A 13,496-nucleotide genomic window follows, 5' to 3' on the forward strand; every position below is an offset into this window, starting at 1 on the left:
CGGGGCCTCAGCGGGCGGTGGCCGCCCGGACCGCCGCCATGAGGGCCTCCCGTTCGTGCAGGGTCGTCCGGGCCCGGCCGCGGGTGGCGCCCAGCTCCTGCTCCGCGGCGTCGATCGCCCGCCAGTCCTCGAGCAGCACCGGCTCCGCGCCACGGGCCTGCAGGGTCCGGACCAGGTCGTCGCGCTCCCCGTGCACCCGCAGCGACCCGTCGGCGGCGTCGGCGAGGAGCCCGGCCACGGTCTCGCGCGCGTCGTGCTTGTTGTGCCCGACGACGCCGCTCGGCCCGCGCTTGATCCACCCGGCGGCGTACTCGCCGGTCGACGGACGGCCGTCGCGGAGCACCCGGCCGATGCCGTCGTGCGGGACGGTGCCGGAGCGCTGGTCGACCGGCAGCCCGGGCAGCGGGGTCCCGAGGTAGCCCACCGACCGCACCACGAGGTCGGCGGGGATCACCTCGAACTCACCGGTTCCGACTGCCCGCCCGTCGCCGTCGACAGCGGTCCGCTCCACCTCGACGCCGGTCACCCGGTCGGTGCCCAGGAGCCGCACCGGCCGCGCGTAGAAGCGCAGCCGCAGCCGGGTGCGGCCCGCTGCGGGCGTGTGCGCCGACCACTCGCGCAGGACGGCGAGGTTGCGGGTGGCGTTGCGGTCGGTGGCGGCGCGGGCCTCGGTGTCGGGGTCGAGTTCGAGGTCGGCCGGGTCGACCAGCACGGTGGCCGCAGCGAGCTCGCCGAGCTCCCGCAGCTCCTGGGTGGTGAACGTCGCCTGGGCCGGGCCCCGGCGGCCGAGCACGGTCACCTCCTCGACCGGTGCGGCGGCCAGGGCGTCGATGACGTGCTGGGGCATGTCGGTGGGCTCGAGCTCCGCGGCGGTGCGGGCGAGGATGCGGCCCACGTCGAGCGCGACGTTGCCGACGCCGACGACCACGGCCGACCGGACGCCGGTCAGCGCGGACTCCACCCGTGCGCGGTCGGCGTCGGGGTGCCCGGTGTACCAGGCGACGACGTCGGTGGCGGCCAGGCTGCCGGGCAGGTCCTCGCCCTCGATGCCCAGGCGCCGGTCGAGGGCGGCGCCGTAGGTGTAGACGACGGCGTCGACGTGCGCCCGGAGCTCGGCCAGCGACAGGTCGGTGCCGATCTCCACGTTGCCGACGAACCGGACCAGCGGGTCGTCGAGGCTGCGGTGCAGCGTGTCGCGGATGGCCCGCATCTTGGGGTGGTCGGGGGCGATCCCGTGCCGCACCAGGCCGAACGGCGTCGGAAGCCGGTCGAGCAGGTCGATCGCGACCGGGACGTCGGACTGCCGGGTGAGGGCGTCGGCGGCGTAGATCCCCGCCGGTCCCGCGCCGACGATCGCCACCCGCAGGGGATGGCCGGTGGACGGGGGAGCGGGGGAACCGTCGTCGACCACGACTGGCATCCTGACCCGGCCGGGCCCGCTCCACCAGAGCAACCGCCCGGGTTCTGTGACCACCGTCGCTCCAGGAGGCCCCCGTGTCCGTCGTCGTCGTCGCCACCATCACCCCGAAGGCGGAGGCGGTGGACGCCGTCCGGGAGGCCATCCTGGCCGCCGTGCCGGCGGTGCACGCCGAGCCGGGCTGCGAGCTCTACGCGCTGCACGAGGGGGACGGGGTCTTCGTGATGGTGGAGCGGTGGGAGAGCCCCGAGGCGCTGCGCGCGCACGGCAAGGCCGAGGCGCTGACCACGCTGGGCGCGGCGCTCGCCGACAAGCTGGCGGCTCCGCTGGAGGTGCGCCGGCTGACCGCCGTCCCGGCCGGCGACGCCGACAAGGGCGCGATCTAGGGGCCGCTCCCCGGCGGCCGGCCGTCAGCGGCAGGCGTGGTTGTGGTCGAGGTCGTCCTCGATGTACTGGACGAGCGTGACGCTCCCGCCGGCCACCAGCGGGTCCTCGTCGCAGGTGTCGCGGGCGTCGTCGAGGTCGTCGGCGCCGGCCAGCCAGCTGTCGACGCCGGCGAGGTTGCTACCCGCGGGCACGTCGCCGACGATCTGGCCCCACTGCCAGCTGGTCGAGTACACGCCGACCTCGGCGTCCTCGGACAGCAGGTAGGCGGTCATGCCCTCGAGCGTGGCCCGGTTGCGGTCGCGGGCGTCGTCGGAGCCGGTCTGCCAGGTGTTCATCGTCTCGACGTCGAGCCACCACGTGTAGCGGGCCGGCTGGCTGTCCAGGGGGACCGAGCGGGCGGCGGGCCGGAGGAACGACTCGACGCTGGTGCGCGCCCGCTCCCAGCCGTACTGCCAGGAGCAGGCCATCGAGTTGCTGCTGTCGCAGGTGCCGTAGGGCGTCCGGCCCCGGGACGGCCAGGTGGTGACCAGATCGCGCACCTGGCCGGGGTTGGCGGTGTTCAGGTACAGCTGGAGCGGCGGCTGGCTGCGCACCGCGCCCGACGAGCCGGCCGCCCAGACCAGCTGGTCGGCGAGGCAGGGGTTGGTGCGGGTGGCCAGCCCGCCGTTGACGCCCACGATGGCGAAGGCGGCGTCCTCGGGCAGGTCGGTTCCGCACTGCGGGTGGGAGACGTCGTAGCCGATGGGGGTACGGGACCGGGTCCGGACGGCTTCGTCCTGATCGGTGTCGGCCGGTGCGGCGTCGGCCCCCGTGGTCCCGGCCTGCTCGGGGCGCTCGGTGCGGTCCGACTGCTCGCTGCCTGCATCCGGTCGGGTGTCGGCCTCGGCGGCTCCTGCTGCCACCGGCGCACCGAGCAGCGCGACGACGGCGCTGGTCGCGACGACGACGGATCGCAGGGCGGATCTCATTCCCGTCCACGGTACTCCGCGGACGGGAGCGTCGTCCGGCTGCTCAGACGGCCTGGCAGACCGGGCACCAGTAGAGGTTGCGCCCCACCATGACCTGCGTGCGGATCTCGGTGCCGCAGCACCGGCAGGGCAGGCCGGTGCGCCGGTAGACGTAGTGGGCGTCCTCCCGTCGGACGGCGCCGCCGCGCCGGGACCGGTCCTCGGGCCGGGTGGTGACGATGCGGCCCATGCGGACGCCGGACCGCATCAGGGTCACCAGGTCGGGCCACATCCGCCCCCACAGGTCCGCGTCGATGTCGCGGCCGGGGCGGAACGGGGAGACCCGGTGCCGGAAGAGCAGCTCGGCGCGGTACACGTTGCCGACGCCGGCGAGCACCGACTGGTCCATGAGCAGCGCCCCCACGGGCGTGCGGCTGCCGCTGATCCGCCGGTGGGCGAGCGCGCCGTCGGATCGGGGGCGCAGCGGGTCGGGGCCCAGTCGGCCCAGGATCCGCTCGACGTCGGGGACCGTCAGCACCTCGCAGGCGGTGGGGCCGCGCAGATCGGTCCACACGCCCCCGCCGTCGGGGCCGTCGGCCACCCAGCGCATCCGGAGCGCGCCCTTGGCCGGCGGCGGCGCGCCCGCCCCGGTGGTGAACGTGCCGTACAGGCCCAGGTGCACGTGCACGCTGTCGGCACCGAAGCGGGCGAACAGGTGCTTGCCGTAGGAGAACACCTCGTCGAGCACCCGGCCGTCGAGGAGGGCGGCTCCGGCGTCGAAGCGGCCCTGCGGGCTGGCGACGTGCACCGGCCGTCCGGCGAACAGCAGCTGCTGCTCCCGCGCCAGGCGGTACAGGGTGTGGCCCTCGGGCATCCGCGCAGCCTAGGCGGCCGCCCCGGCCACCGGGCTCAGCGGTCGACGGTCTCCAGGCCGAAGTGCGGCCGGTCGTCGTCGGCCACGAGGTCCAGCTGATCGGGGTGCTGCTGGATGTAGTGGCGGACGAAGGAGCAGTAGGGCAGCACCGTGAGGCCTCGCTCGCGGGCGGCGTCCAGGACAGCGGCGACCAGCGTCTTGCCGATGCCCTTGCCACCCATGGAGGGGTCGACCTCGGTGTGCGGCAGCGTCATCTGACCGTTGTCGACGTGGTAGCTCGCCAGCCCGACCACGCGCTCGCCCACCAGAACCTCGAACCGCCCCCGCTCGGGGACGTCCACCACCGTGGTGTCCATCTGTCCCACCCACCTTCCGTCGTCTCCGGCGCCGTTGCCGGAGCAGGACGTACGCCTGTGAACCGTAACCCTTCGCACACGTCCGTACCGTCATCCGTCCGACGAGCCGGGAGTGGCGGGGGTTCCCGGCGGGCCACCCGCTAGCCTCTCGGGCGTCGGTCCCGGCGCCGTGCACGCCGCCGGAGGCCCCCGTAGCTCAGGGGATAGAGCATCGGTTTCCTAAACCGTGTGTCGCAGGTTCGAATCCTGCCGGGGGCACCAGCCGGATCGCTGGTCGGCTCGACGATCCGCGTGCGTGCCTGCGCCCACCCGCACGGCCATGGCGGCTCCTCGGCAGGTGCATGCCGGCCGGTCCCTGGTTATCGTGCCAGCACGGGCGGCGGTGGCCGGGACGTCCCGGCGCGCCGCTGCCGGAGGACCACAAAGACGTAGCCGCCGCGTGCCGGCTACGGGACGGGACGGTCGATGAGCTGGCACCTGCGGATGTTCCTGGCGATGTTGCTCGCGCTGACCACCGCCGGGGTGCTGCCCGCGGCGCCGGCGCAGGCCCAATCGACCATCACCTACACCGTGACGGCCCAGGGCACGGTCTACGGGGACCTGGACCACTTCGCCCGCGTCGCCTCGGAGACGCTCAACGACCCGCGGGGCTGGAGCCTCGGCGGAGCGCTCCGCTTCGACCAGGTGGCGTCCGGAGGGAACTTCAGCCTCATCCTGGCCTCGCCGGCGGTCGTCGCCAATGCAGCCCCCGGCTGCAGCAGCGAGTGGAGCTGCCGGGTCGGCCGCAACGTCTACATCAACGACCAGCGGTGGCGCGGCGGGACGGACTCCTGGCCGCACGGGCTGGACCTGTACCAGCGCTACGTGATCCTGCACGAGGTGGGTCACTGGCTGGGGCTCGGCCACCGGGACTGCCCCACTCCCGGCCGCACCGCCTGGGTCATGCAGCAGCAGTCCATCTCGCTGCAGGGCTGCCGGGCCAACGTCTGGCCGGTCATCGCCGAGCGCGAGCAGGCGGCCCGCAACCGCGGCGTGTCGGTGAACTGGTCGGCCATCGAGGCCAGGTACCGGGCCCTCGGGCAGGAGAGCGGCGTGCTGGGCCCGCCGATCACCTGGGAGAAGTACGCCGGGGCCGACGGCGGGCACTACCAGCACTTCGCCGGTGGCTACGGCGGTGGCTCGATCTACTGGTCGCCGAGCACGGGCGCGCACGAGGTGTACGGGGAGATCCGGGACCGCTGGGAGGCCCTGGGCTGGGAGCGGGGAGTGCTGGGCTACCCGATCACCGGTGAGCGCAGCACCGCGGACGGCGTGGGCCGGTACAACGCCTTCGCCGGTGGCTACGGCGGTGGCTCGATCCACTGGTCGCCGAGCACGGGCGCGCACGAGACCTACGGGGAGATCCGGGACCGCTGGGAGGCCCTGGGCTGGGAGCAGGGCGTGCTGGGCTATCCGATCACCGGTGAGCGTGGCACCGCGGACGGCGTGGGCCGGTACAACCACTTCGCCGGTGGCTACGGCGGTGGCTCGATCTACTGGTCGCCGAGCACGGGCGCGCACGAGGTCTACGGGCAGATCCGCGACCGCTGGGAGAGCTCGGGCTGGGAGCAGGGGCCCCTGGGCTACCCGGTCAGCGGGGAGTACGACGTGCCCGGCGGCCGGCGCAGCGACTTCCAGAACGGCTACATCAGGTGGGACCGCGCCACCAGCACGACGGAGCTGGTGATCACGGGCTGAGGGCGCGCCCGGAACGGGCGCACCATCGGCGCTCCCCGCGAGAGGTTCGCTCCACCGGGTCAGGTCGTCGCCACCGCCGGGGGAGAGTTCTGCGGGCGCCGGCCTTGTCCTCGGAGATCATGATGTGAAACCCTCCCGATCCGGAACGGTGCGGGGAGGGGTGGCTGTGCCAGCACGTCGCCGGCGTCGCGGCCGCACCGCGCCCGGTGCGATCCTCGCCTGTGTCGCCCTGCTGACCGGCACGACCGGATGTGGCCTCCTGGACGACCGGGCCACGACCGAGGCGGAGGAGTCCCCCGTCGAGGCGCCGCACGACGCCGGCGCCGTCCCGGTGCTCGACGCGCCGGATCCCGGTGCCCCGGTCGTCGTCGCCGAGGGCGACCTGCTCACCGCCGAGGGGCTCCCGCTCGGGCACCTGGTCGTCACCCAGGGACCGGTGCGCACCGGGCTGGTCCCGCCCGTGCCCGGGTTCTCCGACACCTGCCCGGTCGAGGGCCCCTCGCTGCAGTACGTGGCGCTGGACTTCACCTACACCTCGACCGTCGGTCGGGCCGCCCCGAGCGGCGGGCTCGCCGCTCACGTGTCGGTGAGCACCGCACCCGGGACGCCGCCCGACGTCGGCGACGTCGGGATCTTCGCCGACTCCGGTGGCGATCCCGGGCCCTACTGCGCCGGCTATCCGCCGCTGCCGACGACGGACACGTTCTGGAACCAGATGGGCGCCGCCTCCGTCACGACCTTCGTCGTCCTCGACCGTGCGGTGGGCCCCGGGTCGCCGGAGGGTCGCAGCGACGTCTTCCCCACCCTGCAGCTGAAGATCTCGGAGCTGCGCTGGTTCACCGACCCCGCGCTGGTCCGCCGGCTCTCCGCCGGCGAGATGTCGGTGGGGCTCGCCTGCGCCGACGATCCGGCCGCCATCTGCGTGCGGCTGCGCTGACCCCGCCCCGGGCAACGGCGGGGACACCCACCTGGGTCCGTCCCCCGACTGCGCTCGCGGGAGGATGGGGCCCATGAGTCAGGTCGTCACCACAGCCGAGGGAATCGTCCGGGCCCCAGCCGACCGCGTGCGCGCGGCGCTCGCCGACTACGCGGACGTGCGCCGCCGGATCCTCCCCGAGCAGTTCAGCGACTACCGGGTCGAGGCCGGGGGGCACGGCGCCGGAACGCGGGTGCACTGGCGGTTCGCCGCCACCTCCAAGCGGGTCCGGAACCAGCTCATGGCGGTCACCGAGCCCGCGGACGGCACGCTCGTGGAGAGCGACGCGAACAGTTCGATGGTCACCACCTGGACGGTGCGCCCCGCCGACGAGGGGGTCAGCAGCGTGCGGGTGCACACCACCTGGAACGGCGCCGGCGGCATCGGCGGGTTCTTCGAGCGCACCTTCGCCCCCAAGGGCCTGCGCCGGGTGCACGAGGACGTGCTCCGCCGGCTGGACGCCGAGCTCGCCGCCGGCTGACGGCGCACGGCCGCGGCCCCCACACGGCGCCGCGGGACGAACTACCGTCGGTTCATGGCTGGGTTGCTGGCGGCGGTCGTCCTCGTGGCCGTGCTCGGCCTGCTGATCGTCTGGCTGAGCTCGGAGGGGCGGCCCGCGCTCGCCGGCCGCTCGCCGGCCCTGCTCGCCCGCGACCGTGCCCGGATGGCCGACGCCGCCGCCGCGGCGCGCTGGGCGCCGGGGCACGACGAGGTGGACGGGCGGACCCGGATCCTCCTGCGCCGCACCTGCACCGGTCTCGACGGGTTGCCGATGGTCCTCGAGGAGCGGGAGTTCACCTCCTTCCCCGCCGACGACCCGGCGTGGGAGGCCCGCTTCACCGAGGAGATGGCCGGCGCCCGGTTCCGGTGCAGCTACCTCAACGCCGAGGAACACCCGGGCTGATCCGCCGGCTGACGGCGCGCGGGCCGTCCGCGGGGGACCATGGCCGGGTGACCCTCGCACCCGCCACCGCCCCGGGGGCGGCGACCGCCAGGCTCGACGCGCTGGCCGACCTGGTGGGCGACGGCGACGTCGTCGTCCTCTCCGGAGCGGGGCTGTCGACCGACTCCGGCATCCCCGACTACCGCGGCGCCACCGGCAGCCTGCGCCGGCACACGCCGATGACCTACCAGACGTTCACCCGCGACCCGCTGGGCCGGCACCGCTACTGGGCCCGCAGCTTCGTCGGCTGGCGGCAGATGCGCGCGGCACGGCCGAACGACGGGCACCGTGCGGTGGCGGGGCTCCAGGATGCGGGGCTGCTGGCCGGCATCGTCACGCAGAACGTCGACGGCCTGCACCAGGCCGGGGGCGCCCGTGACGTCGTGGAACTGCACGGCGGGCTCGACCGCACCGTGTGCCTGGGCTGCGGCGACGTCGCCGACCGGGCCGCGCTGGACGAGCGGCTGCGGGAGGCGAACCCGTACTTCGGGCCCCGGGTCGACGAGATCAACCCCGACGGCGACGCAGAGCTGCCCGACGAGGTGCTGGACGGCTTCGTGATGGTCGACTGCCTGGCCTGCGGGGCGGGTCCGCTCAAGCCGGACGTCGTCTTCTTCGGCGAGACGGTGCCCCGCGACCGGGTCGACCGGTGCTTCGGGCTGGTCGAGCACGCCGGCAGCCTGCTCGTGCTGGGCTCCTCGCTGACCGTCATGAGCGGCTACCGGTTCGTGCTGCGCGCGGCGAAGCTCGGCATCCCGGTGGGGATCGTCAACGTCGGCCCCACCCGCGGCGACGCGAAGGCCGACGTGCGGGTCGACGCGCCCCTGGGCGAGGTGCTGCCCGCGCTGGCGGCCCGGCTGGGCTGAGCGGCTCGGGCGGCGGGCCGGCCGCCGCTCGGTGAGGATGGCGGCGATGCAGACCTTCGTGCCGGTGGCCGACTTCGAGGACAGCGCCCGGCTGCTGGACTCCCCGCGCCTGGGCAAGCAGCGGGTGGAGACCCTCCAGATCCTCCGGGCGCTGGAGCTGCCCGACTACGGCTGGGCCAGCCACCCGGTGGTCGCGATGTGGCGAGGCCGCACGCCGGCGCTGGTGGCCTACGGGCTGGCCATGGTGCGGGTCTGGCGCGAGCGCGGCTTCGCGGACACCACCGAGACGCTGATCGGCGAGTTCGCGCCGGACGTCGTCGGGGTGCCGCAGGCCGAGCTGGCGGCGGCCGGCCTGCTGCCGTCGTGGGTCGGCGACGAGGCGCTGCACCTCTCGCACCGCTCCAACCTGCTGGCGAAGGACCCCGGGTTCTACCGCGGCCGGTTCACCGAGCGGTTCGGACCGGAGCCCGACGACCTGCCCTACGTCTGGCCCGGCCCCGACGAGCTGCCCCCGGCCCCCGAGCCCGAGGGGGTGCGGGTGTGGGTCGTGCGGCCGCGGGCGCACAACGAGCTGGGTGCCTGCCTGGCGGCGGGCGTGGTCGGGCTGGGCACGCAGTCGGGGATCGACGTCGACGCCGGAGGCCTGGATCCCGCCGAGCTGCGGGCGCTGTCGAAGGAGATCTCCGGCCGCCGCCCGGCGAAGGACCTGCGCCAGCTGTCGGCCTTCCTCGACGAGCTGCGGCCGGGTGATCCGGTGGGCCTGCCCATCGAGCACGGCGCCGGGCTGCTGATCGGGGAGGTGGTGGGGGACTACCTGTTCCAGGGGCGCGAGCTGCTGCCGCACCGCCGGCCGGCCCGCTGGGACCGGGTGGTGCCGCGGTCGGCCGCGCGGCCACCCGCGACCCTCCAGGACCCGCGCGCGCTGTTTCAGGTAGTGCTCGACCCGGCCGTGCTCGGCTGACCCGGCAGCGGCACGTTCTGCAGCCGCACCTGACCGCGGGCGACGAGCTTGCCGTCGTCGGCGCGGGTGAGGGTGACCTGCCAGAGCTGCAGCGTGCGCCCCTGCTGGATCGGCTCGGCGACGACGTCGACCCGGCCGGAGGTCATCGGGCGCAGGAAGTCGCTGTTGTTGTTGACCCCGACCGCGAACTGGCCCCGCTCGCGCACCGCCGCGCTCGCCCCGATGCTGGCGGCCGACTCGATGACCGAGCAGTAGACGCCGCCGTGGACGACACCCCACGGGGTGTGCTGGTCCGGGCCGAGGTCCACGTGCCCGCTCACGCGGGAGCCGCCGGCCTCGGTGACGTCGAACTTCATCGCCGCGACGAACGGGCTCGCCGAGGCCCGGTCGACGGCGGGGGGTTCGCCGCTCACGCATCCCAGACCAGGCAGAAGGGGTGCCCCACCGGGTCGGCGTAGACGCGGAAGTCCCCGCCGCCGCCCGGCAGCTTCCGTGCGCCCAGCGCGAGCACCTTCGGCTCGGCCTCCTCGACGTCGGCGACGCGGATGTCGAGGTGGAACTGCTGCGGCCGCTCCGGGTCCGGCCAGGCCGGCGGCCGCAGGTCCGGCGCCTGCTGGAAGGCGAGCCGGTACCCGGCGCCGGTGACGACGACCCAGTCGTCGCCGGGGCCGCCCCTGGTGATCTCCATGCCGAGCAGGTCGGCGTAGAAGGCGGCGAGGGCGTGGGTGTCGGGCGCGTCGATCACGACCGAGTGCAGCTGACCGATCATGGGCTCATCCTGGCGGGCAGGCGCCGGCTCCGACAGCCGGATCCCGGACGACGTCCGCGGCGAGCCTGCCACCCCCGCGCTGCGGCCGCGGCCCCCGGTGACCGAGGATCGGGGCGTGCCGTCCCGACCCGCCGCCCGATGACCGCCCCCGCGCTCGGCTCACTGCGCTGGCTGCCGGCCGCCGACCGGCCCGACCTCCTCGGCCCGCCGGTCGCCGCCGCGCTGCCCATGCTGTCCGGGCCGGCCTGGGTCGCGGAGATCTCCGACGACCTCGCCGACACCGCCGCCTTCTCGCAGGCCTACGACGTCCCGCTCGCCGCATCGGCGAACTGCGTGGTCGTCGCGGCCCGGCGGGCGGGGGAGACGACGCTCGTCGCGTGCCTGGTGCTGGCCACCACCCGCGCCGACGTCAACGGGCTGGTGCGCCGGCACCTCGGGGCGCGCAAGGCGTCGTTCGCGCCGCAGGACGTCGCCGTCGCGGAGACCGGCATGGCCTACGGCGGCATCACGCCGGTGGGGCTGCCCGCCTCCTGGCCGGTGCTGGTCGACGCCGCCGTCGCCGCGGCCGGGCCGGTGGTCATCGGCTCCGGGACCCGGGGCAGCAAGCTGGCCGTGCCCGGGGCCGTGCTGGCCGCGCTCCCCGGCGCCCAGGTGCTCGAGGGGCTGGGGCAGCCGCTGCCCGAGGCGCCGCCCGCACCGGCACCCGCGGCCGCACCGGCGCCGCGGGAGCGGGCGCCCGACGACAGCGACGTCGGGTGGGGCGAACGGCCCGCCGACGGCTCCGACGACGACCGGCGCTACCTGGAGGACCGGCCGCCGCACTGGGGCAGCGACTGAACTCGGCTCAGGCCGCCGGGGGACGGGCCGGATCGGCCGGGCCCAGGCCCTGCTGGGCGCGCAGCAGGTCACGGATCTCGACGAGCATCTCGAGCTCCGTCGGGCCCACCGGACCGGGCTCCTCGCCGCGCGCCCGGCGGTCGAACAGCCGGCGCACCGGCAGCACGACCACGAAGTAGAGGATCGCCGCGGTCAGCGCGAAGGTGATCACCTGGCTGAGGAACGCCCCCCAGGTGAACTCCTGGCCGTTCACGGTTTCGGTGCCGCCCAGCTCGCCTCCGCCCCCGATCAGGCCGATGAGCGGGGTGAGGAACGAATCGGCGAACGCGTTGACCACGTCGGTGAACGCCGCTCCGATCACCACCGCGACGGCGAGGTCGACGACGTTGCCGCGGAACAGGAAGTCCTTGAAACCCTTCAGCACCGCACCATCCAGCCACACCGCGCCGACCTCCGCGCGGACGGAGCGCAGTGCCGTTCGGCACGTCGGCGTCAGGGCGGGGGCAGGCTCACGGTGAGCGTGGCGCCGGCCGAGGCCGCCGCCAGCCGGGCGGCGGTGCCGGCGTCCACGGCCAGCAGCAGCAGGCCGGCGCCCGGGGCGTCGTCGCCGCCGTCCTGCCCCGGGGCGGCCAGGACCAGGGCGCCGGCGGCCACCCGCTCCGCGGTGCCCGTGCCGGTGCCGGTCGCCAGGACGTCGACCCGGTCACCCGCGCGCACGAGCCGGGCCACCGCCAGATCGGCCAGGCGTACCGGCGCCGCGACCTGACCGTCCGGCAGCGCGGACGTGAGCCCCGGACCGACCAGCCGTGCGTCGCTGAGCGGCTCGCCCCGCCGGACGGCGCCGGCGAGGACCCGGTGCCGGAGCAGGTGGGGCGCGTCGACCACCCCCGCCGGGACCGCGGCGCGGGGCAGCGGCACGACCACGAGGTGCTCGGCGGTCAGGGTCGTCCCCGCGGGGAGGTCCGCCGCGGCGACGACCACCGGGGAGGTGGCCGCCGGCTGCCCGTCGGCCGGGGCCGGGGCGGGCCGCAGGGCCAGCGCCACGGCGAGCGCGAGCAGGGCGGCGGCGGTGGCCCGCCGCGCGAGGAGCAGCGGCGACCGAGGGAGGCGCAGGCGGGGCATGCGCCGACCCTGCCCGGGCCGGGCAGGGTCCGGCGGGCGCCGGCGGGAGCTGTGGAGGAGGGCTCCGCCTGTGGAGGGCGGGGCTCAGCCCGGGGTCGTCAGTCGGCGGCCTTGGCGGCCTTGACCCCGCCGCCGGTGCCGGAGGAGGGCGTCGAGGCGCTGGAGGTCGAGCTCGAGGAGCTCTCCTTGGCGGGGGCCGACGACGAGTTGCTGCTGCCGTTCGACGAGCTGCCCGCGGTCTCGGACGCCGAGCTGCTCTTCCGGCTGTCGGTGCGGTAGAAGCCCGAGCCCTTGAAGACGACGCCGACCGAGCCGTAGACCTTGCGCACAGGGGCGCCGCACTCGGGGCACTCGCTCACCGGCGCGTCGCTGAAGGACTGCACGACCTCGAACTCGTGCTTGCCCTCGGCGTTGGTGCAGGCGTACTGGTACGTGGGCACGGCGTGGCTCTCCCTGGTCGAGCGGAGGTGGGGCGCCGGGCTGGCACTCGCACCCGGCGACTGCCAATGATGCGCCATGTCGCCACGGTCCGTCCACGTGCCTGCGGCCAGTGTCACCTCCACGGTGGGTGTCACTGCAGGTGGCGGAGGAAGGACCGCGGATCGTCCAGGAACTGCCGCCAGCTCGCGGTGAGCTCCAGGTCGGCCCATCGAGCCTCGCGCAGCCCCCACGCCCCCACCTCCAGCAGTCGGGCCCCGGGGAGGGCGGCGAGCACGGGCGAGTGGGTGGCGAGGACGACCTGCGCGCCGCGCGCGGTGAGGTCACCGATCAGGGCCACCAGCGACAGCGTGGCGGTGAAGGAGAGCGCCGCATCCGGCTCGTCCAGGACGTACAGCCCCGCCCCGCGGGCACGGTCGCCCAGCAGCGTCAGGAACGCCTCGCCGTGCGAGAGCTCGTGGAAGAGCGGATCGGGGCGGTGCTCGTTCCGGTTCTCCTCCAGATAGCTGTAGAGCCCGTGCAGCGTCTCGTCGCGCAGGAAGTAGGCCCACCGGTTCCCGCCCGGGCTGCGCTCGACGATCAGATCCAGCGACCCGGGCTCGCTGGCGCGGGTGACGTGGCGGGCACCTGCGGACCCACCCTCCGGGTTGAGCCCGAGCGCGGCGGCGAAGACCTCCAGCACGGTCGACTTCCCAGAGCCGTTCTCACCCACCAACACCGTCGCACCGGGGCCCAGCTCCAGTCCTTCGCGCAGGATCTGGGCGACCGCGGGCACCGTGGCCGGCCACAGGTCGGCCGGGTGCGGGGGCGCACCCGGGTCCGGCTTCAGTCGGCGCACGGGTCGGCGGTCCACACCGCGATCCTGG

General features: G+C 75.2%; 18 protein-coding genes and 1 tRNA gene. 9 read left to right on the plus strand and 10 right to left on the minus strand.

From position 1 onward, the window contains the following. Positions 1-7: 7 nt before the first annotated feature. The gene (locus ABDB74_RS03040; protein WP_346621649.1) at positions 8-1,411 is read right to left on the minus strand and encodes an FAD-dependent oxidoreductase; all 1,404 of its coding nucleotides are present in this window, start codon (positions 1,409-1,411) and stop codon (positions 8-10) included. An 83-nt stretch (positions 1,412-1,494) separates the two neighbouring features. On the opposite strand from ABDB74_RS03040, the gene ABDB74_RS03045 reads away from it, so the two are divergent. Continuing rightward, complete coding sequence (locus ABDB74_RS03045; RefSeq protein ID WP_346621651.1) at positions 1,495-1,803, plus strand: putative quinol monooxygenase; 309 nt, start codon at positions 1,495-1,497, stop codon at positions 1,801-1,803. 24 nt (positions 1,804-1,827) lie between these two features. Here ABDB74_RS03045 and ABDB74_RS03050 read toward each other — a convergent pair whose 3' ends face one another. Genes ABDB74_RS03050 through ABDB74_RS03060 form a run of 3 tightly spaced genes read right to left on the minus strand, consistent with a single transcriptional unit; the run spans position 1,828 to position 3,981 of the window. Then, entirely contained in the window at positions 1,828-2,772 is a 945-nt protein-coding gene (locus ABDB74_RS03050) for a hypothetical protein (protein WP_346621653.1), read from the minus strand. Positions 2,773-2,815: 43 nt separating this feature from the next. Then, entirely contained in the window at positions 2,816-3,625 is an 810-nt protein-coding gene (locus ABDB74_RS03055) for a DNA-formamidopyrimidine glycosylase family protein (protein ID WP_346621655.1), read from the minus strand. A gap of 35 nt (positions 3,626-3,660) precedes the next feature. Continuing rightward, a complete protein-coding gene (locus ABDB74_RS03060) occupies positions 3,661-3,981 on the minus strand; it encodes a GNAT family N-acetyltransferase (protein WP_346621657.1) in 321 nt (106 codons plus the stop codon). Positions 3,982-4,166: 185 nt separating this feature from the next. Here ABDB74_RS03060 and ABDB74_RS03065 point away from each other — a divergent pair. From ABDB74_RS03065 to ABDB74_RS03095, 7 genes are all read left to right on the plus strand, one after another. Then, positions 4,167-4,242, plus strand: a tRNA-Arg gene (locus tag ABDB74_RS03065). Between the two features lie 204 nt (positions 4,243-4,446). Then, positions 4,447-5,718, plus strand: coding sequence for a DUF3152 domain-containing protein (locus ABDB74_RS03070; RefSeq protein WP_346621658.1), 1,272 nt, complete (start codon positions 4,447-4,449; stop codon positions 5,716-5,718). 166 nt (positions 5,719-5,884) lie between these two features. After that, positions 5,885-6,655 (plus strand): hypothetical protein, encoded by a 771-nt coding sequence (locus ABDB74_RS03075; protein ID WP_346621659.1) that lies wholly within the window; start codon positions 5,885-5,887, stop codon positions 6,653-6,655. 73 nt (positions 6,656-6,728) lie between these two features. After that, positions 6,729-7,175, plus strand: a complete 447-nt coding sequence (locus tag ABDB74_RS03080) for an SRPBCC family protein (protein WP_346621661.1) — start codon at positions 6,729-6,731, stop codon at positions 7,173-7,175. A gap of 54 nt (positions 7,176-7,229) precedes the next feature. Continuing rightward, positions 7,230-7,598 (plus strand): hypothetical protein, encoded by a 369-nt coding sequence (locus ABDB74_RS03085; protein ID WP_346621662.1) that lies wholly within the window; start codon positions 7,230-7,232, stop codon positions 7,596-7,598. Positions 7,599-7,645: 47 nt separating this feature from the next. Further along, positions 7,646-8,503 carry an NAD-dependent protein deacetylase gene (locus tag ABDB74_RS03090; protein ID WP_346621664.1) on the plus strand — a complete coding sequence of 286 codons (858 nt, stop codon included), beginning with the start codon at positions 7,646-7,648 and terminating at the stop codon, positions 8,501-8,503. A gap of 46 nt (positions 8,504-8,549) precedes the next feature. After that, complete coding sequence (locus ABDB74_RS03095) at positions 8,550-9,464, plus strand: MSMEG_6728 family protein (protein ID WP_346621665.1); 915 nt, start codon at positions 8,550-8,552, stop codon at positions 9,462-9,464. Here the strand turns inward: ABDB74_RS03095 and ABDB74_RS03100 are convergent. Further along, entirely contained in the window at positions 9,431-9,877 is a 447-nt protein-coding gene (locus ABDB74_RS03100; RefSeq protein WP_346621666.1) for a PaaI family thioesterase, read from the minus strand. The two genes, ABDB74_RS03095 and ABDB74_RS03100, sit on opposite strands and share 34 nt — an antisense overlap. Then, positions 9,874-10,233: a VOC family protein gene (locus ABDB74_RS03105; protein ID WP_346621667.1), complete on the minus strand. Its 360-nt coding sequence runs from the start codon at positions 10,231-10,233 to the stop codon at positions 9,874-9,876. The genes ABDB74_RS03100 and ABDB74_RS03105 overlap by 4 nt, the downstream gene beginning before the upstream one ends. A gap of 138 nt (positions 10,234-10,371) precedes the next feature. Between ABDB74_RS03105 and ABDB74_RS03110 the strand changes: the two genes are divergently transcribed. Next, complete coding sequence (locus ABDB74_RS03110) at positions 10,372-11,070, plus strand: YbaK/EbsC family protein (protein WP_346621669.1); 699 nt, start codon at positions 10,372-10,374, stop codon at positions 11,068-11,070. A gap of 7 nt (positions 11,071-11,077) precedes the next feature. Here ABDB74_RS03110 and mscL read toward each other — a convergent pair whose 3' ends face one another. The 4 genes from mscL to ABDB74_RS03130 all read right to left on the minus strand — a co-directional run bounded on the left by mscL (position 11,078) and on the right by ABDB74_RS03130 (position 13,483). Continuing rightward, entirely contained in the window at positions 11,078-11,494 is a 417-nt protein-coding gene (gene mscL, locus ABDB74_RS03115; protein WP_346621670.1) for a large conductance mechanosensitive channel protein MscL, read from the minus strand. Positions 11,495-11,562: 68 nt separating this feature from the next. Beyond that, positions 11,563-12,192, minus strand: coding sequence for a Flp pilus assembly protein CpaB (cpaB, locus tag ABDB74_RS03120; RefSeq protein ID WP_346621671.1), 630 nt, complete (start codon positions 12,190-12,192; stop codon positions 11,563-11,565). A 98-nt stretch (positions 12,193-12,290) separates the two neighbouring features. Next, entirely contained in the window at positions 12,291-12,632 is a 342-nt protein-coding gene (locus tag ABDB74_RS03125; RefSeq protein WP_346621673.1) for an FmdB family zinc ribbon protein, read from the minus strand. Between the two features lie 131 nt (positions 12,633-12,763). Then, positions 12,764-13,483 carry an AAA family ATPase gene (locus ABDB74_RS03130; RefSeq protein WP_346621674.1) on the minus strand — a complete coding sequence of 240 codons (720 nt, stop codon included), beginning with the start codon at positions 13,481-13,483 and terminating at the stop codon, positions 12,764-12,766. Positions 13,484-13,496: the final 13 nt, after the last annotated feature.

The organism is Blastococcus sp. HT6-4, assembly GCF_039679125.1.
Classification (GTDB): Bacteria; Actinomycetota; Actinomycetes; order Mycobacteriales; family Geodermatophilaceae; genus Blastococcus; species Blastococcus montanus.